Origin of the sequence: Flavobacterium sp. CF108, assembly GCF_900129795.1 — a bacterium.
GTDB lineage: Bacteria > Bacteroidota > Bacteroidia > Flavobacteriales > Flavobacteriaceae > Flavobacterium.
Genome location: NZ_FQWW01000004.1, coordinates 558,336 through 580,088, shown reverse-complemented (window position 1 = coordinate 580,088; position 21,753 = coordinate 558,336). Strand labels below are relative to the sequence as shown.

The following is a 21,753-nucleotide window of genomic DNA, read 5'->3' as shown; positions in this document are numbered from 1 at the left end:
TCATGAAAAAGCTTATATACATCGCATTAGTTATTTTTTCTGTCACAAATGTGAGTGGTCAGGAACTAAAAAAAGAATATCAAAAATTCATTCAAACCTTTATCAACAACGTAAAAGGGGATAAGAAAGAAGCAATCGCAAACATCATTTCTTATCCGCTGGAAAGAGAGACTCCAATCCCTTCAATCAAAAATAAAACAGAATTTATAAAGCGATATTCTGAGATTTTTGATGCTGATTTAAAGAAAGAAATAACATCGTCAAAACCCGATAAAGACTGGTCAGAAGTGGGATGGCGAGGAATTATGCTAAACAATGGAACAATCTGGATTGATACCGATGGAAAATTGACATCGATTAATTATCAGTCGAAATTTGAGAAAGACTTGAAAACAAAACTTGTTTCCTCTCAAAAGCAAAACGTTCATTCCAGTATAGCAAAGTTCAAAAGTCCGGTTTGTGTTTTAGAAACTTCAAAATTCAGGATTAGAATTGATGATTTAGGAAATGATAATTACCGTTATGCATCTTGGTCTGTAAAGCAGAAGATGAGTGAGAAACCGGATTTAATCATTCAAAATGGTAAATTTATTGCTGATGGTACGGGAGGAAACCACAGTTATGAATTCAAAAAAGGAAATTATGTTTACACTTGCGATATCATAGTTTTGGGAGAAAAAGGTTCTCCGCCAGCAAGATTAATAATTACTCAAAACGGAAAAGAAATCCTTTCTCAAAATGCCAAAATTGTTTCACGATAAACAAAAAACCCGATTCAAATAGAATCGGGTTTTTTGTTTTTAGTTATAGAGATGAAATGGCTTTTTCAAGCTCTTTTTGCTGCGTTATTTGCGTTAATTTGAGTTTTTGAATACTAACCTCGTTTTCTTTGGTTTTTAGCCTTTGTTTTTGAATTTCTTCATCAGAGATTGTAGATGTTGTTATTTTGTTTTCGATTTTTTGATTGGCAAGCTCCAGTTTACTGATTTTTTCCTTGGTTGATTTTAAATTATCTTCCGATTTAACCAACGCTTTTTTCTTTGATTCAACTTCTTTCCTTTGCTTTTCAATTTCCTTTTGCTGCTTTTGCAATTCCGAAATTCTATCGTCAAGTTTTCTGTGATTTTCAACAGAAGCTTTTCTGGCATCGTTTTCGGCTCTCTGTAATTCCATTTCGTAAGCTTTTTGATCTTGAATCGTTTGTTGCGCCATAAAGTATTGCGAGTTCATCATAAACAGCACTACTGCAAATGTTTTAAGTATTTTATTCATCATTTTTAAATTTTATTGACAACGAAATTAAATGATGATTAATTCTAAAATTACCAGATAACTATTTAAAAACGACAAAATAAGACAAAAAAAATCCTATTCGGTAAGAATAGGATTTTGAGGATTTTATAAGTTTTCGACCAGGATCCAGGCATCTGGATTTTCGCCTTTTTGAATCTCTTTTTGTGCTTTTTCAGCTTCTCCCATTGTGGCATAACTTCCGTATAAAACCGGGAATAAGCCATGTTTGTTTTCTCCAAGCATTCTGGCTTTGTAACCATCTTTGATTAATTGGTTATATGCTTTTTTCGCATTTGCTTCGCTTCTAAAAGCACCGGCCATGATATGATACGGCATAAGTTTCACTTCTGCAGTTTCTACTTTTGCAGAATCAACAGCTAATGTTACAGCCGGCAGCGGATTTTGAATTACGAATGTTGCTTCCTGAATTTTGTTTTGAACTTTTTTCTGAACATTACCTTCCACAACAAGCGTTTGTGCAGCAATTTGATTTTGGTACAAAGGATAACCAATACTTCCGGTAACTCCTAAACCAAGAACAAAAATGGCAGCATATCTCAAATAAGATCTTGACGATCTTACTTCTTCATCTTCATACAATCCAGTAGTTTCTCTTTCTGAGATTTGCTCGATTTTCTTTTCAAAAATTTCTCTTTTCACCATTGGAGAAACAAACGGACTTAATCCGAAAGAAGTCGACAAATAGTTAATTTGATCGTTTGGTGAAAAAATAATATTGTTCTCAGAATTTAGACGAAGATCTCCAATATTTTTCAGGCTGATAACGCCATTTTCTTCAAGCGTCTGTCTCCAGTTTTGGATCTCAAAAGCAATACCATTTACAGCAGCTCCGTAAGATATATTTTCTGCCTGAGCAACATGATTTGCCAGCAGTCCGTCATTGTTTTTTAAGCGGCTGTTGAAAAAAACCGTTTTCTTCGGTGGAAAAAACGAATTCGTACTTTCATTCAGCTGTGCTGATTGAATTTCGGTTAAAAATGCCCCAAATCCGGGAACCGTTACACACTGATAACGATATAATAATTGCGCGATATAAGTTTCGATTTTCATATCAACAAAGTTAGGTAATGAATATAGTTATCAAAATTTTATTCACAATTTTTATTAACAATTGCAAGATTTTTATATACAATTAATTTTCAATATTTTATGCTACACTTTATTAGCATCGACTACTTTACTTTTTTATAAAACTTAATTTTTATTAAGAATTTACTTTGTTTTTAGCATATTTGCATTATTATTTGAGTACAATTTTTATTTCTATTTTACATAATATTTTTGCAGAATGTCAGATCAGGATTTATTTTATTTATTAGCCTTAATGAAAGTGGATGGAGTGGGAGATATTATGGCAAAAAAATTATTGAATTATTGCGGAAATGCAGAAGCAATTTTTAATTCGAAAACCAATCAAATTGCTGCAATTGATGGAGTTGGTTCTGTTATGCTGAAAAACATAAAAGACAAAGCCATTTTTGAAAAAGCAAATCAGGAACTTGAATTTATCAGAAAAAATAATATCAAAGTTTCTTTCTTTCAGGATGAAACATATCCGGATCGTTTAAAACATTGCATTGATTCTCCTGTTTTAATATTTTCAGGTGGAAATATAGATTTAAAAAACAAGAAGATTATTAGTATTGTCGGCACCCGCCAAATCACATCTTACGGAACCGAATTTTGCCGAAAACTTATTGAAGATCTTGCGCCGCTTGACCCAGTACTTGTAAGCGGTTTTGCCTATGGAGTTGATATTGTGGCGCATCAATTTGCAATGGATTATAAATTGCAGACTATTGGCGTTTTAGCCCATGGATTAAATCAGGTTTATCCCCGAACGCACAAAAAGTATATGGCAAAAATGGAAGAAAACGGAGGTTTTATTACTGAGTTTTGGAGTACTTCAAATCCGGATAAAGAGAATTTTGTCCGCAGAAATCGCATTGTTGCCGGAATAAGCGAAGCCACAATAGTCATTGAATCTGCAGATAAAGGCGGATCGCTTATTACAGCCAATTTAGCCAACGATTATAATCGGGATGTTTTTGCCGTTCCGGGCAGGGTTACAGACAGATATAGTCAAGGCTGTAATGACTTAATTAAAACCCAAAAAGCAAGTTTGTTAAGCAGTGCAGCCGACTTGATTTATGTTCTCAATTGGGATATTGAAAAGAAACCCAAAGCAATTCAAAAACAGTTGTTTATTGATCTTGAAGCTGATGAACAAAAAATCTACGATTTTCTCTTAAAAAACGGAAAAGAACTGCTTGACACTATTGCGCTCGAATGTAATTTTCCTGTTTTTAAAATCTCAGGAATTCTTTTAAATATGGAGCTTAAAGGCGTTATTAGACCTTTGCCAGGGAAATTATTTGAGGCGATTTAATGTGTAATATCAATAAAGAAATTTCATATTTAAATTCCAGATATCTTAAATATTAATTCAATGTAAATTATATTTAATTATTTAACATTTATGCCAAAATAAATTAGGCAAAGTGTAATAAAAGTATATTTTTGTTCTACCAAAAACCTTAAAAATGAATATAATAGAACTAATTGAAAACGCTGGGATTTATAAAGAAAACCGAAGCGGATTCAGCACAGAAGACTCCGAAAAAGTCAGGAAGCAATTTGAAATTGAGCGATCTCAAACCCCAAATTTAGACCCAAATCTTGCAGAAAATTTGATCACTGCATTTAACGAATTTCCAAAAGAGATTTTGTTTATTTCGAATAATCGAATCCTTTATAATTTCTTTGCCAGAAAAAATTATTCCCGAAACAGATTCATTACAGATTATTCTGTTTCTGTGAATGAAGAAAATATTAAATCGTTTATAGACAGATTTTTATCTAAAGATTTAGATGCTTTTTTCAATCAAAATATAGCGCAGAATAAATTTGATGTTATTGATGATCTTTTGAATGTTAAAGAATATCTGCCCCAAAATTCATTAGACAGCTTGAGTCAAAAGGTGAGTACAAAACTTGATTTTGTTGTAAATAAATTTGATGAAAATCCTTCTTTATCATCGGGTGCTGAAACAATTGAATTTATAAAATATAGAAGCTTTTACACTTTGCTTTCTCATTTTAGATCTGAAGAAAACGACAAGAAAATCAGGGCAATTTATAGTAAAATGTCTGGTTCAATTGTTAACGCAGGTGTAAGGAATGAGTTTATAGAACCAATGGTGTCTTCAATGGTTAATTATAAACCAATAGATTATGAATTAAGCAATTCAATACGATCTCACAAAGACAGAATCGACGCTGCGAATGAAAAAGAATATAGCAGCGGCAGTTCTTCCGGTGGAATGTCTACTTGGTCTATAGTTGTTATTATCATCGTTGTATTACGATTGATTTTATTATTGGCCAGATTAGGAAGAGCTTAAAGAAATTTATATAAAAAAGCCGATAGTTTTAAATCGGCTTTTGAATTTTTTTAAATCTAATTATTGAACGTAAATAGAAGTAATGTTATGGTAATAGTCTTGACTAGTCGTAAAATACTCTACCCCATTTTTCCAAATTTTACCAACATTTACTGCGTTACTAAAACTTGGATTTTGCTCAATTCCACCTATATAAACATCATTTCCGTAAGCAAAAACAGAATATGCAAATCCATTATTGTTTCCAACAGATAATTGCGTAACGACAGTATTTTTCCAAGCCAGAGCTGAACTATTTGTGCCATTATATTTGTATCCTGCGGCATATACATTTACACCAGCAACAAAAACAGAGTTTACACTAGAATCGTAAGCACCATCTGTTAAAAATGTTGCTACACCGTTTTTCCAAACCGTTGCTTTAGAACTATAACTGCTTGTAGTTGTAGATTGTTTTCCACCAACATAAACATCGGTTCCTACTACAAATACTGCTTTTCCATAGCTGTTATAACTTGTATTTGAAATAATAGAAGGAGTTACAGTTGTTCCTGTTTTTTTCCATACTTTCACGATATTTTTTCCTGTTGATGAATCTTCATTACCAGCAACATATATACTGCCTCCACTTACATAAACTGAATTAGCTTCAGCATTGTAGGTTCCATCAGTTAAGTTTAAAGGAACTCCATTAGTCCAAAGTTTTGCTATCGATTTAGGGCCTCCAAATTCAGTACCGGCTACATATACAATACCTCCCGAAACAAATAGTGAGCTTGGATGTGTAGATCCACTCGTTGGTAAAGTGTACAATAAGACATTATTTCTCCACACTTTAGATATAGTTGGACCTCCTGTTGGGCTATATTCTTTTGTTAGAACATATACATAAGTACCTTCTTTAAAAACAGACCATGCAGATCCTACGTTAACGCCGTCTGTAAGGTCAAATGCTGTGCCATCTGTCCATATTGTAGAAGTGGTTTGTGTTGCCCAAGACGATCGACCATAACCTGCTGCATAAACAGTGGGATTAACCAAGGCAGATTTTGCAGCAGATTTACTTTTTGCAGTTGATGCGGTTTGTTCGTTTTCTACATCACTTGTACATGCAGTAAAAGCAGTTAAAACAATTGAGGCTACTAAAATTTGGATTTTTTTCATAGGTTAAAAATTTATAGATTTGAACGATAAATATAGTATTTAGTTTACAACAATGTTGAAATACATTATTTATTTAAGAAAAAATTTATAAATTTTTTGCATTTATTACGAAATTATCTAAATTTTATATTTAAATAATATGTAATATTTTACTGATATTCAGGACTTAAAAATGTAATTTGTTTTTTAATTTAAAGAAACATAAAAATTAAGATTATTCTTATTTTTATTAAATTTAATGATAAAAAAAAGCCTATTAGATAACAGACTTTTTTTAAAGAAGATAATTTAACCGTTTAGACTAATAGTGTTATTTCTCAAATCCAAGAACTTCCCGAACTTTTGCTAAAACTCCATCAGCAATGACAGAAGCTTTTGCAGCACCTTTTTTCAAAAGAGCATCTACTTCGTCAAGGTTGTTCATGTAGTAATTATATTTTTCTCTTTCAGTTTTAAATTTCTCTGTAATCAATTCAAAAAGAGCTTGTTTTGCATGACCGTAACCGTAATTTCCACCAAGGTAATTGGCTCTCATTTCGGCTATCTGAGTTTCATTTGCCAGTAAAGCATATATGGCGAAAGCGTTGCAGGTATCAGGGTTTTTTGGTTCTTCAAGTGGTGTGCTGTCTGTTTCAATGCTCATAATCTGTTTGCGTAACACTTTATCATCAAGGAAAATATTGATAATATTGTTGGCAGATTTACTCATTTTTCCGCCATTTGTTCCCGGAATCAATTTGCCTTCTTCCTGAATTTTGGCTTCTGGAAGTACAAATGTTTCTCCCATTTGATGATTGAAGCGCGAAGCGACATCACGTGTAATTTCTATATGCTGCTCTTGATCTTTTCCAACAGGAACAAACTCTGCATCATACAATAAAATATCAGCAGCCATTAACATCGGATAGGTGAAAAGTCCAGCATTTACATCTGCTAAACGATCCGATTTATCTTTGAAAGAATGTGCCAAAGTCAATCTTTGGTAAGGAAAAAAACAGCTTAAATACCAGGTCAATTCAGCAGTTTGAGTCACATCAGATTGTCTGTAGAAGGTAACTTTATCTGGATTTAAACCACAAGCAAGCCATGCTGCAGCAGTGCTATACGTGTTTTCTCTTAATGTTTTACCATCTTTAATTTGTGTAATCGAGTGTAAATCAGCAATAAACAAAAATGATTCATTTGCTGGATTATTCGATAATTCAATTGCAGGGATAATAGCTCCCAATAGATTGCCTAAGTGTGGCGTTCCAGTACTCTGAACACCAGTAAGTATTTTTGCCATTCTCGTTTTTTCTTATTCTTTAACTACAAAGGTCGTGATGTTTTTTTTAACCGCAAAGCACACGAAGATTTTGCTTAAAGTTTGGAAGTTCTTTGGCGCTTTTAACGCAAAGTGCGCGAAGGTTTTTCGCAACGGAAAGAAGTTGTTTTTTTTGAGATTTGCTTTGCAATGAGTTCGCAAAGCTTTGTCTAGAAGGATTAATATTTTTAAATCTTTTAGAGTTAAGATTATTGCGTTAATTATAAGAATATATTTATAAATTTGATGTTTTTTAATATGACAGAAAACGAAATATCAAATATTATAATTGGAATTGCTATTGAAATTCATAAAAAACTTGGTCCAGGTTTATTAGAGAATGTTTATAAAGAATGCTTGTTTTACAAAATTACACAGCGAGGATTTCTAGTAGAAAAAGAGAAAGCTTTACCATTGGTTTTTGAAGAAGTGAAGCTTGATTGTGGATACCGAATTGATTTGCTTGTAGAGAACAAGTTTTTAATCGAAATAAAAACTGTAGAATCACTCACCGTTAACCATTTGGCACAAACTTTAACCTATTTAAAACTAGGAAATTATAAACTAGGCTTACTTGTAAATTTCAATGAAAGCCTCTTGAAAAACGGAATAAGAAGAGTCATAAACAACTTATAGATAAAGCTTTGTGAACTTATTGCAAAGCAAATCTTAAAAAAATAACTTCTTTCCTTTGCGAAAAACCTTTGCGTACTTTGGGTTAAAAACCTAAAGACTTTGCGGTAAAACAAATTCTTTATAAAAATTCATTTCGGTTTTCTTACATTTGAAACCATGAAAGGATTAAAGATTGTTTTTTGGATTATTTGGCGCATTTGGTTTTACGTTTTAATGGCGGTTCCAATATTGATTATGCTGCCGTTTTTACTGATTTCTATTATCTCAGAGAGAGGATACCCTTATTTTTTTAAAATGGCCCGCATTTGGGCTAAATTTATCCTTTTCGGGATGGGTTTTTATTACAAAGTAAAACGCGAACAAAAGCTTATCAGAAATAAGAGTTATATGATTGTCGCAAATCATACTTCAATGACGGATATTATGCTGATGCTTGCTATTATAAAAAACCCGTTTGTTTTTGTTGGAAAGAAAGAGCTTGTGAAGATTCCGCTATTTGGATTTTTCTATAAAAGAACCTGTATTTTGGTAGACAGAAGCTCTTCAAAAAGTAAAAATGAAGTTTTTAAACGTGCACAAGATCGTTTAAATCAAGGTTTAAGTATTTGTATTTTTCCTGAAGGCGGAGTTCCAGACGACGAATCTATTTTGCTGGACGAGTTTAAAGACGGCGCTTTTCGATTAGCAATTGAGCACCAAATTCCTATAGTGCCCATTGTTTTTGCCGATAATAAAGAACGTTTTTCGTATACTTTTTTAAGCGGAAGTCCAGGGAAAATGCGAGGTAAAATCCTCCCTTTTTTAGAAACAAGCGGTATAACACTTGATCACAGAAAAGAACTGAGAGAAACTGTAAGACAAGTGATTTATAAAGGTTTACTGGAGTTCAAAAAGAAAGATTTAAAAGAGTAGTTAAAATAAATAACAAACCCGGCAGGATTTTACACTTGCCGGGTTTTCTTTCGAAATAAAAACCCCCGTTTATATTCAAAAAGCTTATCGATGAATTATTTTCTCTGAGATAAAACGCAATATTTTTTTAATTTTTAATTTGGTTTTCTTTCGTTTTCTACTCCTCAGCATTTCTCTTTTTTCTTTCATGGTTAAATATTTATGGCTTGATAATAAGGAGTTTGGGTAAACTCAGGTTAGCGTCATAATATCTTAGACCGAAAAAAAGTAAAAAGGTTATATCAGCTGCTGAATTTTTTTTCAAAAAACAGTAAAAACCCGTTAGAACCATGAGAGAAACTAACGGACTTTTAATGAATCAACCAACCAAATTTATTATAAAAAAAATGTTGAACTGTGTATTTATGGCCAATACCAATTAAACATTATGTCTATTTCAATAGATGAAGGAGTTACAAAAAGGTTGCGTCTTTTTTAAATTTTTTTTCAAATAAAAAACCCGGAAGATTTTAAATCTCCCGGGTTTAGAATATAAAGTATTGATTTTTAAGTACTTTTTAAATTTTTAAGCATCAGCTAATTCTTTGATGTGAGCTTTAATTTTAACTTCTAATTCATCAGCTAATTCTGGATTGTCTTTAATTAAAGCTTTTACAGCATCACGACCCTGACCTAATTTAGTGTCTCCATAGCTAAACCAAGATCCTGCTTTTTTAACGATTTCAAATTCAACTGCTAAGTCAAGAATTTCACCTGTTTTAGAAACTCCTTCTCCGTACATAATGTCAAATTCGGCAGTTTTAAAAGGCGGCGCCACTTTGTTTTTAACGATTTTAACTTTAGTTCTGTTACCAATTACGTTTTCACCATCTTTAATTTGAGAAGAACGACGAATATCTAAACGTACAGAAGCATAGAATTTTAATGCGTTACCACCGGTTGTTGTTTCAGGATTTCCGAACATAACACCAATTTTTTCACGCAGCTGGTTGATAAAGAAAACAGTACAATTTGTTTTGCTGATTGTTCCGGTTAATTTTCTTAAAGCCTGAGACATTAAACGTGCATGCAGACCCATTTTAGAATCTCCCATCTCGCCTTCAATCTCACTTTTTGGCGTTAAAGCCGCAACAGAGTCAATTACGACAATGTCTATAGCTCCAGAACGAATTAAGTTTTCGGCAATTTCTAAAGCCTGCTCACCGTTGTCTGGCTGAGAGATAATTAAGTTTTCGATATCAACGCCCAATTTTTCAGCATAGTTTCTATCAAAAGCATGTTCCGCATCAATAAACGCTGCGATTCCGCCCGCTTTTTGAGCTTCTGCAATTGCATGTAATGTTAATGTAGTCTTACCAGATGATTCTGGCCCGTATATTTCAATAATCCTTCCTTTTGGATATCCATTTACTCCAAGAGCTAAATCAACACCAAGAGAACCCGAAGAAATCGTTTCTACCTCTACAATGGCTCTGTCGCCCATTTTCATTACGGTTCCTTTTCCGTAGGTTTTGTCAAGTTTATCAAGCGTTAACTGCAGCGCTTTTAATTTGGCTTCTTTGTCTGAACTCATCTTTTCTTAAATATCTAAAATTGTTATTTTCTGCCTTTCAAAAACCAAATAGCGGAATAACTTCCTAATTTTTATTTGGCGAATTAGAATGTGTAAAAATACTTCTTTTTTTGAAGTTTGATTGCTTCAAATTGTTTCAAATTGTAACAATTTGTATTACAAAAATAAAGCCTTTAATTCTGTAGCATCAGAAGGCTTTAATTTTCCTGCCAATACTAAACTTAACTGTTTACGGCGCAAAGCAGCTTCAAAACGTTGTATTTCTAACTCGGTTTCAGGAACAATTGCCGGTACTTCAACAGGTCTTCCGGTATCGTCAACAGCGACAAAAGTATAAATAGCTTCGTTTGCTTTGGTTCTGTTTCCAGATTCGCGGTCTTCAACCCAAACGTCTATAAAAACTTCCATAGAACTTTTGAATGATCTTGAAACTTTTGCCTCTACGGTAACAACGCTTCCAAGGGAAATTGCCCTGTTAAAAGCAACGTGATTTACAGATGCCGTAACTACAATTCGGCGAGAATGTCTGCGCGCTGCAATACTTGCTGCACGATCCATTCGGGCTAATAATTCGCCGCCAAAAAGATTGTTTAAAGGATTTGTTTCACTTGGTAAAACTAAATCAGTTAATATTGTCAGCGATTCTGAAGGGTGTTTTGGATTCATTTTTTTAATAATAAAATTTTATTTTATGTCCGCTTTGTGGACGTTTCTTGCCACAGATTTCAAAGATTCTCACAAATTTTTTAATCATTTTAATCTGTGAAATCTGTGGCTGACTTTTTGAATAATTGCGGTTGATTAATTCATCCAGTTAACTAACATAATGGCAGGAATTAAATAAATAACTATGGTTCTTGCGCCATCGTAATCTTTGGCTAATCGTTGTCCGAAAAGCATCATTAACAAACAGATACATGAAAATATTCCGGCATAAAAACCATAGTCACGACCGCTGTTTGTTAGTAATTGAATTGCGCCGACAACACTTAAAATTCCAGAAATTAATTCTAAAATAAGCAAGTGTAAAAGGGCAAGCGGTACTTGGTTTTTTAATGGTGTTTTGGCAAAATGTTCTTTAAGCCAGGCGACATTATCTTTCCAGTAAAAAATTTTTTCATAGCCCGATTGTAAAAAAGTTAAGGCTAAAAATGCTAATATTAAAATAGAGGCAACATTGTTCATTTGAGGACTATTTTTTATGAATTAAACGAGTCAGTTTTATAGATAAATCGGTTAAGATTATTTTCGCATTTCCGTTTCTTTCAATGTGATACATCGCGTCTGAAAGCTCTTTGAAAATTTCGTGAATATTATTTCCGTTTACAAAAGGGGCAAAATTTTCGAGTTTAAATTTGTCGACTTTTGGCTCAATGTAAACTAAACTTGGCGTTTGATAATTCAGTAATAATGCTTGTCTGAACATTTCGATACAAAACTGAATAAACTTTTTCTGGCTCTCGCGGCCAAGTCCGGCAATTTCTTCACTCCAGGAAATTAAATCCTGAATCGCTGCGGCGTTTCCTTTTGCTCTGAAAGCAGCACGAACCCAGTTTACAAACCATTGCTCAAAAGGATATTCAGCATCATCTTCTTTCAATAAATGCAATGCTTTATTAAAATTTCCCTGTGCCTGGTGGGCAATTTTTTTGGCTAAATTTGAATCTATATTTTCTTTAGAAACTAATGCTTCGGCAATTATTTTTTCGGGAAGTCCATTAAAGTGAATTACCTGACAGCGAGAACGTATGGTTTGAATAATGTCTTCTTCATTTTCAGAAATCAGAATAAAAATTGTTTTATCTGAAGGTTCTTCCAGCAGTTTCAAAAGTTTATTCGAAGCTGCAATATTCATCTTATCTGCCATCCAGATAATCATGATTTTATAACCGCCTTCGTATGATTTCAGCGCAAGCGATTTTAAAACTTCCTGAGCATCTTCAACCCTGATTTCGCCCTGTTTATTTTGAACGCCTAAAGTTTTATACCAGTCAAATAATCCGCCGTAAGGCATTTCCTGAATAAAGTTTCGCCAGTCCTGAATAAAGTCTAAACTTTTAGGCTTGGTTTTGACATCTTCGGTAGTAACGGTTGGGTAAATAAAATGCAGATCGGGATGTGAAATGTTTTGAAATTTAAAATTGCACGAATCATTTCCATTTTCGTTTTCATTTCCCGTATTACCGCACAAAATGTACTGTGCATAAGCAATTGCTGTAGATAATGTACCGCTTCCTTCAGGCCCAATGAATAATTGTGCATGAGGAATTCGCCCGGAAGATGCACTTTTTATCAAGTGACTTTTGATGTAATCCTGACCTAAAATTTGAGAAAATTGCATGAAGCAAAGATAACAGAAAATGATGTAGTCAAAAATTTTAGATTAAAGATTATTGAGCTGGATTTCATTTATGAGAATATGATTGTTTTTTGCTGAAATTTTTGTTCTGTTGTCGCTAACTTTTGTTAATAAATTACTTCACGCGAGTAGATATCAAGACTTTTTTGTTAATATTTTTTTGTTCAAAACGACAAACGTATACTTTTTTTGGCTATTTATAGTAAAATTCCATCTCGTTTTTATAGATAATCTCTTACGTTTCCTGTTTTAACATATTTAACAAAAAGCCCGTTAAAACGCACATTTTCTCGACATATAGCAGGGTTTTGAGGTTTTTTTAAGCTTTTTTTTTGAAAAAAGAATTCAATAAAGTTGCAATTTAAGTTAATTTCTATATTTTTGTTTGCATCAACAACCAATATAAATAAGAATTTATGAAAGGGAAAATTATTTTATTTAGTGCATTTTTTATCATGACTACTGCAGCTGTTTCTGCACAGGCAAAAAACGCTCCAAGAAGTATTATTAGTACAACAGCTCTTATTCGTAAATACCATGATCAAAAAGAATTGAGTGGTATGCAAAAAGGGGAACTTTTGGAATTGTATATTGAGCGAATTAAAGTATTAGTAAAAACTCTCCCTTACATTGCTTTGGTTACAAAACCTGGTGTTACGATGGCAGATTTAGGTATTCCGGACGATGGCGACCACAAAAAAATATTAGATAATCAGGCGATTGGTACAACAACTTTCTTAGATACTACAGTAGAGTTTCAAAGAAAAATGATGCCTTACTCTGACAAAGGAAACCTTATCGCGGCAATTTTATTTTATGAAAACACATTAAAATCTTTACACGAGTTCAATGACTTGAATGAAATGTAAGATTTAAAAAAAATATTTAAAGACTTTTTTTGAAGTGGTTATACAGATGATTATGTGTCATTTTGAAAAAGTAAAACAAAACAACTCGTTCTCGATTTATTCTGAATAATATTAGAAAAACCGAGAACAGTTTTTTTCATTTACGCATACCCAAATTATTTAAAGCATACCCAAATTTATTATTAACCTAATACACACCTTTATCATGAAAAAAATTACTCAAATGATCTGCGTTCTTTTGACAGTTACGAGTATGAGTGCTCAACAAGAGAAAGGAATTATGGGCTACACGAACTGGTTAAATAACTGGACTGAATTTAAGCCTAACAAAGTAGAGTATGGAGAAGCAAATCAAATTTTAGCAGGAAACATTTCTGTTAATACTAAATTGCTTAAAAGGAATATCTATGTTTTGCAAGGTAACGTTTACGTTACAAACAATGCGGTTTTAACAATTGAACCTGGAACTTTAATTATTGGTGATTTCGAAACAAAAGGAACATTGGTAGTTACAAAAGGTGCACAACTAGTTGCTGATGGTTTAGAAACTGATCCAATCGTATTTACATCTAACCGCAGCCAGAAAAAAGCTGGAGACTGGGGTGGTGTTGTAATTCTTGGAGATGCTCCTATTAACAAATTCGGTAACGTAGGATCTTACAACATGGACCTTGATCCAACTTTAACTACTTATGGTGGTGACAATGTTGCTTCAAACTCTGGAATTTTAAGATATGTTAGAATCGAATTTGCAGGTAAAAAAGTGAAAGGAGTTGATACTTTCAACGGTTTAACTATTGCAGGTGTTGGTAACAAAACAATTCTTGAAAACGTTATGGTTAGCTACTCTGGAGGAGATTCATTTGCTTTCTTCGGTGGAGACGTTAACATTACAAAATTTGTTTCTTATAAATCAATCAACGACGATTATAAATTTACTCAAGGTGTTCAATGTCGTTTATTCAACTCATTAGCAGTTAGATCTTCTTATTTATCAAGTAACAAAGATGGATCTCGCTGCATGGAAGTAAAATCGTTTGAAAAGAAAAACGAAACAGATTTTACTAAAAAAACTACTTTAGTTGTTGCCACAAACATTACAATGTTAAACGATAGTGAAAACATTAAAGCCGATATTCAGGCAGGTTTAGTTAAAGAAGCAATTTATGTTGCTGAAACGGCTTCTCTTGAATTGAAACGTAGTGTAATCTCTGGATTTAATCCTGCAGTATTGTTAGACAGTAAAACTGAGATTAACGATGCTAACCTTAAAAAAATCAAGTTTGAAGAAATGTATTTTAATCTTTGTAATGGAAACATCTTTACAGAATACAATTCAAATAATGAAGATTTAGAGAGCTGGTATGGTAATAGCGTATTCTTTAACGTGTATTCACAAAGTGATAACAAAGAAACTTTTATAGATATTTCTAATCCTAAGAAACCAGACTTTAGATTACAATTAGGAAAAATTACAGCTTCAAGCGGCAATAGATAAATAGATTTCGATTTTTATTTCAAAGCGTAAATTTTATTAATAAAGTCCCCAGACACAATTTATGTATCCGTCTTAAAAGGACCAAATAAAGATCAAAACATAATGGCTCTATCTACAAAAAAATATTTATATATATTCTTTTTGGTTTCTCCTATTTCGTTAAGTCTGTATGCACAAAGTTCAGCAATAGAAAAACCTGCTGTTTCTGACTGCACATTAGCTGCAATTGAGATAAATCAAAATAACGAATCAGCTGATAAATGTATCAGCAAATTAGATAATTCTAATCAGTTAATAGTAGGGCTGTCCACCCCCAAGGACAGCCTTACTATGTCGGCTGATTTGAAAGATCAATCTTCAGATTGTGAAGAAAACTCATTGATTGGTTCTACTTCAATTCTTGCAAAAGATATTATTGAGAACTACAAATATGATTTTTCTGAAACATTCATAGATATCTTGTTTTTTGAGCGTATAGACTTAGCAAGAACACGTACTATATGATTCAAAAAACTACTTTATCTTTTTTTAAAGTTTTCATTTTATTTAGTATAATTCTCTTTACTAAATCGCATACCTATGCTCAAACCCCAGCAATAGTTGGACAACAGCTTCCTTTTGATAGAATTTGTGCCGGTTTAATGGTAAATGGAGCGCCTTTTAATGAATACTTCGCAACATTCAGCTATTTAAACTTTCCGGCAGGAACTACTTTTGAAGTTGAACTTTCAGATGATTTAGGAAGTTTTACAACCCCTACTGCTACAACAAAAATTTCGTTTGTAGATGATCCTGCAGCGCAGCAGCAGACTATTAAATTTGCTATTCCTACGGATTTAAAGGGATCAAATACATATAGCCTTCGTATTAAAAGTAATACGGCAACGCCGACTTACAGCCAGAGGGTTAAGAATTTCCAGGACCAGACTTCGTTTCCTGCTTATTACAGAATCTTTGCGGATAAATTTTTCATCAATAATAATGAAGCCAATGCAACGATTTGTTCAGGCGGAAATTTAAGCCTTTCTGTTTACAATCCAACCCCTGCAGACGTACCTTCATCTCCTGCCAATTATCCGAATTTAACGTATAAATGGTATAAAGATGATGTATTAATTGCAGGACAAAGCGGTACAACGTTAGTGGCAAATGCGCCGGGTGTTTATTATGCACAAATCAATTATGGCGGTTGTGATGATGATAACTTTAGGTCAAATCGTGTTACAGTAGTTTCTTCAAGCGGGGGATCTGCAGTAACGGTAGATTCAAGCTTAGGAAATCCTTTTTGTTCAAACGGTGCAGGAACAGTTTTAACAGCAACATCAGGTAATAGTTATGTTTGGAAAAAAGATGGCGTTGTAATCGCGCAGACATCTCGCAGCATTACTACAAACGAATCTGGAATTTATTCCGTTGAGGTTGATTTTGGAGGTTGTAAAGCTACAGGAAGCATTGATTTAAAAAGCAATAGTTTCACAGCGAGTATAGATGTTCCGGAAACATATCAGCTTAAAGAAGGAGAAACATTAAACGTATCTGTAACTACAGATGCAGGGACTCCAAAATTCGAATGGTTTTTAAATAATATTGCAATAAACGGAGCTAACAGTTCAAGTTATCTGGTAGCCGTAAGAGGTTTATATAGAGTTAAAATATCACAGGAATCAGGTTGTATAGCTTCAAGAGAATTTACATTTAGAGTTACTTCAGAAACAGACGCTGTTACTAGTGTAATTCCAAATATTGTTAAACTGAGCGGCGCTTATCCTTACTGGAATATTCCAGATGTTTATAAAACACCGTCGACCAAGCTAATAATTTTAAGTTCAAACGGAGAGATAATGTATGATGATGTTGGAAGCAATTACAATCCGGAACTTAACTTTTTAATAAAAGATTTTAAAAATGTAAATCCAGTTTATTACTATGTCATTCAATCAGACACAGGTGAAAAAAAAGGATCAATAACTGTGATTAAATAATGAAGAAAATTTTACTATTCATAACTTTATTTTACGGTTTTTCTAATGTGCTCTATTCTCAAGACCAAAATGAGAATGGAGTTGTTTCGTTTTCATTACCTATCAGAAATTCATTAAAGTTTAATAGATATTTAATAAACCCCGCATTTAGCTTTGTTCGCGAATCAAACGCTTATGCAAGCTTTTATAACAAAAGACAATGGGTGCAGTTTGACAATGCACCGCAAACTTATTTAGCTAATTATTCTGGCCGATTCAGAGAAAATGAAGCCTTTGCTATTGGTTTGTTTCAACAAAATTATGGTTTAATGACCGTATTTGGCGGAGTTGTCAATTTCGCTCACAATATCGTTTTGCAGGAAGACAGTAACCTTACTTTTGGTTTAAACGTAGGTGCTTATCAAAGCGGTTTAGACAAAGGAAAAATTATATCTGATGATCCGGATATTTTAAACGGAGACTATCCTTCAAACACAATGCTTACTGTAAATCCAGGGATTAATTACGGAACCGCTTTTCTTGATTTCGGATTATCGGTAAACAATTTAATTCTTTACAATTTTGGTTCAGGAGTTGTAAAAGAAGATCCGGAAAGAGCAATTGAATTACATGCAATGTACACTGGCTACATTGACAGTTATGGTTTTTTTGAGCAAAGTAAATTCTCAGGAATTGTAAAAACAGAAATTAAAAAAGATAAAACAGTTCTTTCAGGACTTGCGATGCTTTCGCTGAAACAAGGAGTTTGGGCGCAGGCAGGTTACAATACTTTATATGGAGTTTCTGCAGGTTTAGGGGTTAATATTTCACCAAGCATTGCAATCGAATATAACTATGAAAGAGGAATGGGCAATTTTACAAACATGGGAGGATCTCATGAATTTGCAATTGCTTATAAATTCAAAAATAGAAATTACTATTACGGAGATGATGAAGAAGGATCATTAATAGACCCTTCGAGAACGACATCTAAACCAGTAATTGCTAAACCAAAAACAAATACAGCCCCGGTAACAAGAGTAGATGGTGCTGAAAAAGCAAGATTAGCTGCTGAAGCAAAAGCCACTGCAGATGCAGAAGCAAAACAAGCCAGACTTGCTGCTGCAGAAAAAGTGAAGGCTGATGCCGATGCTGCAGCAAAAGCAAAATTAGACGCAGACAACAAAGCTAAAGCAGATGCCGAAGCTCTTAAGATAAAATTAGCCGCCGATGCTAAAGCTAAAGCAGATGCCGCAGCCGCAGCAAGAGCGCAGACAGCAACAGCAAACAGAGCCGTTGCTACACAACAAAAAACACAAGCACAATTAGCTGCTGATAAAGCAAGAGCTGATGCTGAGGCGAGAAGAATAAAATTAGCTGCAGATAATAAAGCGAGAGTTGATGCTGCCGCTTCAGCGAGAGTACAAGCACAAGCAAACAAACCATCAGCAACAGCTGCACAAAAAACAGCTGCACAATTAGCTGCAGATAAATCGAGAGCTGATGCCGAAGCATTAAAAATTAAACTAGCAGCCGATGCAAAAGCTAAGGCAGATGCAGAAGCTAAAGCGAAACAAACCGCTGCTGCACCAACGCCAGCTCCGGCTCCGCAAAAAACGCAGGCGCAATTAACTGCTGAAAAAGCTAAGGCAGATGCAGAAGCACTTAAAATAAAACTAGCTGCAGATGCGAAAGCTAAAGCAGATGCTGCAGAAGCAAAACGTAAAGCCGATGCAAAAGCAAAAGCTGAAGAAGCAGATTTACAATCAATTCTAGCTGCAGATGCAAAAGCAAAGGCTGACTCAGATGCGCTTCAGGCTAGATTAGCTGCAGAAGCAAAAGCAAAAGCCGCTTCTGAAGCAAAAACAAAAGCTTCGATTGATGCAGCAAACAGAGCAAAAGCAGCCGCTGACGCAAAAGCAAAAGCCGCAGAAGGAGCAGCTCTAAAAGAAAAATTAGCAGCCGATGCAAAAGCAAAAGCCGATGCAGAAGCCAGACAAGCAATTATAGCTGCAGAAGCAAAAGCAAAAGCTGATGCAGAAGCATTAAAAATAAAATTAGCAGCAGATGCAAAAGCAAAAGCCGATGCAGAAGCTCAGGCTAAATTAGCTGCGGAAGCAAAAGCGAAAGCAGATGCAGAAGCACTTCAGGCAAAATTAGCAGCCGATGCAAAAGCAAAAGCAGATGCTGAAGCTCAGGCAAAACTTGATGCAGAGGCAAAAGCGAAAGCAGATGCAGAAGCATTACAAGCGAAATTAGTAGCCGATGCTAAAGCAAAAGCGGATGCTGAGGCATTAAAAGCGAAACTTGCTGCAGACGCAAAAGCTAAAGCTGATGCAGAAGCATTACAAGCAAAACAAGCTGCAGATGCAAAAGCGAAAGCAGATGAAGAAGCACGTCAGGCTAAATTAGCAGCCGATGCTAAAGCAAAAGCAGATGCAGAAGCATTACAAGCGAAACTAGCTGCAGATGCAAAAGCTAAGGCAGATGCAGAAGCAGAACAAACGAGATTAGCTGCAGAAGCGAAAGCAAAAGCAGACATGGAAGCTTTACAAGCTAAATTAATTGCTGATGCAAGAGTTAAGGCTGATGCAGAAGCAACCGCAAAAGCTAAAGCGGAAGCAGAAGAAAAACAATTAAAAGAAGCTGAAGAAGCACGTCAGGCTAAGTTAGCAGCAGACGCAAAATCAAAAGCAGATGCAGAAGCACTACAAGCTAAGTTAGCAGCCGATGCAAAAGCAAAAGCTGATGCAGAAGCACTACAAGCTAAGTTAGCAGCCGATGCAAAAGCAAAAGCAGACGCAGAAGCATTACAAGCAAAATTAGCAGCCGACGCAAAAGCTAAGGCAGATGCAGAAGCATTACAAGCTAAGTTAGCAGCCGACGCAAAAGCAAAAGCAGACGCAGAAGCATTACAAGCAAAATTAGCTGCAGACGCAAAAGCTAAGGCAGATGCAGAAGTATTACAAGCAAAATTAGCAGCAGACGCAAAAGCTAAGGCAGATGCAGAAGCATTACAAGCTAAACTGGCTGCAGACGCAAAAGCAAAAGCCGATGCAGAAGCATTACAAGCTAAACTAGCTGCAGACGCAAAAGCAAAAGCCGATGCAGAAGCATTACAAGCTAAACTGGCTGCAGACGCAAAAGCAAAAGCCGATGCAGAAGCATTACAAGCGAAATTAGCAGCAGACGCAAAAGCTAAGGCTGACGCAGAAGCATTACAAGCGAAATTAGCAGCAGACGCAAAAGCTAAGGCAGATGCAGAAGCACTTCAGGCAAAATTAGCAGCTGATGCAAAAGCAAAAGCCGATGCAGAAGCATTACAAGCTAAACTAGCTGCAGACGCAAAAGCAAAAGCCGATGCAGAAGCATTACAAGCGAAATTAGCAGCAGACGCAAAAGCTAAGGCTGACGCAGAAGCATTACAAGCGAAATTAGCAGCAGACGCAAAAGCTAAGGCAGATGCAGAAGCACTTCAGGCAAAATTAGCAGCTGATGCAAAAGCTAAGGCAGATGCAGAAGCATTACAAGCTAAACTAGCAGCAGATGCAAAAGCAAAAGCTGACGCAGAAGCATTGCAAGCGAAATTAGCTGCAGACGCAAAAGCAAAAGCTGATGCTGAAGCTCTTAAAGTAAAATTAGCAGCTGATGCAAAAGCTAAGGCAGATGCAGAAGCATTACAAGCAAAATTAGCAGCAGATGCAAAAGCAAAAACGGATGCTGAAGCTTTAGAAAAACAAAAAGCTGACGAAGAAACAAGAAAATTAAAAGAAGAAGAAGAGCGTCAGGCAAGATTAGCTGCGGAGAAAGCAAAAGCTGATGCAGAAGCAGCAGCGGCCAGAGCAGCAGCTGCAGCAAAAGATGAAACAGCAAAAGCAATTGAAAGCTTAACTCAGTCAATTGAAAGTTCAGGTAAAACACAAAATGATTTATTAGATCAGTTTAAATCAACAGTTGCTAATAAACAAAAAGACCTGAATGATTTAAAAGAAGAGAATGACTTAAGTGAAAAAGGTATTTATAAAGAACCAAAACCTTTCAAAAGTGTTGCTGCAGAAAACAGTCAGATAGAAGCTTTAAAATCACAGCTGGCAGATGCTAGTAAAGCACAGAAAGATGAGATTGCTAAGCTGACAAATTTATATAACGAAAGACTTAAAAAAGTTCCTAATAAAAATGATGCTTTAAACAAAGCTTATCTGGAGAAGATAAACGAATTGAAAGCAGCACAATTAAAAATGGAACTGGAAGGTGCAGCATTACTTGCCGATTTAGAGCGTATTAAAGCTGAAACTGAAATTGAGAAAAAACGTAGAATTAAGCGTGCGGCATACGAAAATGATCAAGGAAGATATGCTCAGGATTTAGCTGCCCTTAAACGTATTAAGGAAACAACGAAAGTAAGCAGTACACCGCTCACAGCTGCAGATTTTGATTTTGGTGAAGACCAGTCAAATATGCAGATTATTAAGAATATTAAAAATTCTGAAAGTGGTTATTATATGATTCTTGCAGTACACAGCAGTGTTGAGAAAAGAGATGAATTCTTAACTAAAGCAGTTGCATCAGGACTTTCAAATATTAATTTCTTTTACAATATAACAACAAGTAAATATTATATCTATTACGAGAAATTCGATGGTCTGCAAGAAGCAACTAAAGCATTAGAAGCTAAAGGTAAATCACCATACAACGGAAAAATGGCTATCGTAAAAGTCGAGAATTAATAATAGGATATAGACGGCGGCTTCTTTGAAAAA

Annotated in this window: 18 protein-coding genes; 10 read left to right on the top strand and 8 right to left on the bottom strand. The window is 34.6% G+C overall.

The window, feature by feature from the left end; translation table 11 throughout:
* The first annotated feature begins 2 nt into the window (after positions 1–2).
* The gene (locus BUE10_RS14125; RefSeq protein WP_073486090.1) at positions 3–761 is read left to right on the top strand and encodes a hypothetical protein; all 759 of its coding nucleotides are present in this window, start codon (positions 3–5) and stop codon (positions 759–761) included.
* A 43-nt stretch (positions 762–804) separates the two neighbouring features.
* Here BUE10_RS14125 and BUE10_RS14120 read toward each other — a convergent pair whose 3' ends face one another.
* Entirely contained in the window at positions 805–1,275 is a 471-nt protein-coding gene (locus BUE10_RS14120) for a hypothetical protein (protein WP_143056019.1), read from the bottom strand.
* Between the two features lie 123 nt (positions 1,276–1,398).
* On the bottom strand, positions 1,399–2,364 hold the full coding sequence (locus BUE10_RS14115) for an HU domain-containing protein (protein ID WP_073486086.1): 966 nt from the start codon (positions 2,362–2,364) through the stop codon (positions 1,399–1,401).
* 238 nt (positions 2,365–2,602) lie between these two features.
* Between BUE10_RS14115 and dprA the strand changes: the two genes are divergently transcribed.
* Together dprA and BUE10_RS14105 are read left to right on the top strand one after the other, a co-directional pair.
* A complete protein-coding gene (gene dprA, locus BUE10_RS14110; RefSeq protein ID WP_073486084.1) occupies positions 2,603–3,703 on the top strand; it encodes a DNA-processing protein DprA in 1,101 nt (366 codons plus the stop codon).
* 154 nt (positions 3,704–3,857) lie between these two features.
* Positions 3,858–4,718 (top strand): hypothetical protein, encoded by an 861-nt coding sequence (locus tag BUE10_RS14105; protein WP_073486082.1) that lies wholly within the window; start codon positions 3,858–3,860, stop codon positions 4,716–4,718.
* A 60-nt stretch (positions 4,719–4,778) separates the two neighbouring features.
* Here BUE10_RS14105 and BUE10_RS14100 read toward each other — a convergent pair whose 3' ends face one another.
* Both BUE10_RS14100 and trpS read right to left on the bottom strand, forming a co-directional pair.
* The gene (locus BUE10_RS14100) at positions 4,779–5,882 is read right to left on the bottom strand and encodes a hypothetical protein (protein WP_073486080.1); all 1,104 of its coding nucleotides are present in this window, start codon (positions 5,880–5,882) and stop codon (positions 4,779–4,781) included.
* 310 nt (positions 5,883–6,192) lie between these two features.
* Positions 6,193–7,167: a tryptophan--tRNA ligase gene (trpS, locus tag BUE10_RS14095; protein WP_073486078.1), complete on the bottom strand. Its 975-nt coding sequence runs from the start codon at positions 7,165–7,167 to the stop codon at positions 6,193–6,195.
* A 276-nt stretch (positions 7,168–7,443) separates the two neighbouring features.
* On the opposite strand from trpS, the gene BUE10_RS14090 reads away from it, so the two are divergent.
* The gene (locus tag BUE10_RS14090; RefSeq protein ID WP_073486076.1) at positions 7,444–7,821 is read left to right on the top strand and encodes a GxxExxY protein; all 378 of its coding nucleotides are present in this window, start codon (positions 7,444–7,446) and stop codon (positions 7,819–7,821) included.
* A 156-nt stretch (positions 7,822–7,977) separates the two neighbouring features.
* On the top strand, positions 7,978–8,733 hold the full coding sequence (locus BUE10_RS14085) for a lysophospholipid acyltransferase family protein (RefSeq protein WP_073486074.1): 756 nt from the start codon (positions 7,978–7,980) through the stop codon (positions 8,731–8,733).
* 565 nt (positions 8,734–9,298) lie between these two features.
* Here BUE10_RS14085 and recA read toward each other — a convergent pair.
* The 4 genes from recA to BUE10_RS14065 all read right to left on the bottom strand — a co-directional run bounded on the left by recA (position 9,299) and on the right by BUE10_RS14065 (position 12,647).
* Positions 9,299–10,306: a recombinase RecA gene (gene recA / locus BUE10_RS14080; RefSeq protein WP_053474356.1), complete on the bottom strand. Its 1,008-nt coding sequence runs from the start codon at positions 10,304–10,306 to the stop codon at positions 9,299–9,301.
* A 156-nt stretch (positions 10,307–10,462) separates the two neighbouring features.
* On the bottom strand, positions 10,463–10,972 hold the full coding sequence (locus tag BUE10_RS14075) for an acyl-CoA thioesterase (protein ID WP_073486072.1): 510 nt from the start codon (positions 10,970–10,972) through the stop codon (positions 10,463–10,465).
* Positions 10,973–11,107: 135 nt separating this feature from the next.
* Positions 11,108–11,491, bottom strand: a complete 384-nt coding sequence (locus BUE10_RS14070; RefSeq protein ID WP_073486070.1) for a DoxX family protein — start codon at positions 11,489–11,491, stop codon at positions 11,108–11,110.
* A 7-nt stretch (positions 11,492–11,498) separates the two neighbouring features.
* Positions 11,499–12,647: a DNA polymerase III subunit gene (locus tag BUE10_RS14065; RefSeq protein WP_073486067.1), complete on the bottom strand. Its 1,149-nt coding sequence runs from the start codon at positions 12,645–12,647 to the stop codon at positions 11,499–11,501.
* Positions 12,648–13,081: 434 nt separating this feature from the next.
* Between BUE10_RS14065 and BUE10_RS14055 the strand changes: the two genes are divergently transcribed.
* From BUE10_RS14055 to BUE10_RS14035, 5 genes are all read left to right on the top strand, one after another.
* The gene (locus tag BUE10_RS14055) at positions 13,082–13,534 is read left to right on the top strand and encodes a hypothetical protein (protein WP_073486063.1); all 453 of its coding nucleotides are present in this window, start codon (positions 13,082–13,084) and stop codon (positions 13,532–13,534) included.
* A gap of 205 nt (positions 13,535–13,739) precedes the next feature.
* On the top strand, positions 13,740–15,032 hold the full coding sequence (locus BUE10_RS14050; protein WP_073486061.1) for a hypothetical protein: 1,293 nt from the start codon (positions 13,740–13,742) through the stop codon (positions 15,030–15,032).
* 102 nt (positions 15,033–15,134) lie between these two features.
* The gene (locus BUE10_RS14045; RefSeq protein WP_073486059.1) at positions 15,135–15,536 is read left to right on the top strand and encodes a hypothetical protein; all 402 of its coding nucleotides are present in this window, start codon (positions 15,135–15,137) and stop codon (positions 15,534–15,536) included.
* Positions 15,533–17,014 (top strand): gliding motility protein SprC, encoded by a 1,482-nt coding sequence (gene sprC / locus BUE10_RS14040; RefSeq protein ID WP_073486057.1) that lies wholly within the window; start codon positions 15,533–15,535, stop codon positions 17,012–17,014. The genes BUE10_RS14045 and sprC overlap by 4 nt, the downstream gene beginning before the upstream one ends.
* On the top strand, positions 17,014–21,720 hold the full coding sequence (locus BUE10_RS14035; protein WP_073486055.1) for a PorP/SprF family type IX secretion system membrane protein: 4,707 nt from the start codon (positions 17,014–17,016) through the stop codon (positions 21,718–21,720). The genes sprC and BUE10_RS14035 overlap by 1 nt, the downstream gene beginning before the upstream one ends.
* Positions 21,721–21,753 lie beyond the last annotated feature (33 nt).

What these genes read in the sequence shown, in the direction of transcription:
- BUE10_RS14125 (WP_073486090.1), top strand. Translation starts at nt 3, where the DNA reads ATGAAAAAGCTTATATACATCGCATTAGTTATTTTTTCTGTCACAAAT.
- BUE10_RS14120 (WP_143056019.1), bottom strand. Translation starts at nt 1,275, where the DNA reads ATGATGAATAAAATACTTAAAACATTTGCAGTAGTGCTGTTTATGATG.
- BUE10_RS14115 (WP_073486086.1), bottom strand. Translation starts at nt 2,364, where the DNA reads ATGAAAATCGAAACTTATATCGCGCAATTATTATATCGTTATCAGTGT.
- dprA (WP_073486084.1), top strand. Translation starts at nt 2,603, where the DNA reads ATGTCAGATCAGGATTTATTTTATTTATTAGCCTTAATGAAAGTGGAT.
- BUE10_RS14105 (WP_073486082.1), top strand. Translation starts at nt 3,858, where the DNA reads ATGAATATAATAGAACTAATTGAAAACGCTGGGATTTATAAAGAAAAC.
- BUE10_RS14100 (WP_073486080.1), bottom strand. Translation starts at nt 5,882, where the DNA reads ATGAAAAAAATCCAAATTTTAGTAGCCTCAATTGTTTTAACTGCTTTT.
- trpS (WP_073486078.1), bottom strand. Translation starts at nt 7,167, where the DNA reads ATGGCAAAAATACTTACTGGTGTTCAGAGTACTGGAACGCCACACTTA.
- BUE10_RS14090 (WP_073486076.1), top strand. Translation starts at nt 7,444, where the DNA reads ATGACAGAAAACGAAATATCAAATATTATAATTGGAATTGCTATTGAA.
- BUE10_RS14085 (WP_073486074.1), top strand. Translation starts at nt 7,978, where the DNA reads ATGAAAGGATTAAAGATTGTTTTTTGGATTATTTGGCGCATTTGGTTT.
- recA (WP_053474356.1), bottom strand. Translation starts at nt 10,306, where the DNA reads ATGAGTTCAGACAAAGAAGCCAAATTAAAAGCGCTGCAGTTAACGCTT.
- BUE10_RS14075 (WP_073486072.1), bottom strand. Translation starts at nt 10,972, where the DNA reads ATGAATCCAAAACACCCTTCAGAATCGCTGACAATATTAACTGATTTA.
- BUE10_RS14070 (WP_073486070.1), bottom strand. Translation starts at nt 11,491, where the DNA reads ATGAACAATGTTGCCTCTATTTTAATATTAGCATTTTTAGCCTTAACT.
- BUE10_RS14065 (WP_073486067.1), bottom strand. Translation starts at nt 12,647, where the DNA reads ATGCAATTTTCTCAAATTTTAGGTCAGGATTACATCAAAAGTCACTTG.
- BUE10_RS14055 (WP_073486063.1), top strand. Translation starts at nt 13,082, where the DNA reads ATGAAAGGGAAAATTATTTTATTTAGTGCATTTTTTATCATGACTACT.
- BUE10_RS14050 (WP_073486061.1), top strand. Translation starts at nt 13,740, where the DNA reads ATGAAAAAAATTACTCAAATGATCTGCGTTCTTTTGACAGTTACGAGT.
- BUE10_RS14045 (WP_073486059.1), top strand. Translation starts at nt 15,135, where the DNA reads ATGGCTCTATCTACAAAAAAATATTTATATATATTCTTTTTGGTTTCT.
- sprC (WP_073486057.1), top strand. Translation starts at nt 15,533, where the DNA reads ATGATTCAAAAAACTACTTTATCTTTTTTTAAAGTTTTCATTTTATTT.
- BUE10_RS14035 (WP_073486055.1), top strand. Translation starts at nt 17,014, where the DNA reads ATGAAGAAAATTTTACTATTCATAACTTTATTTTACGGTTTTTCTAAT.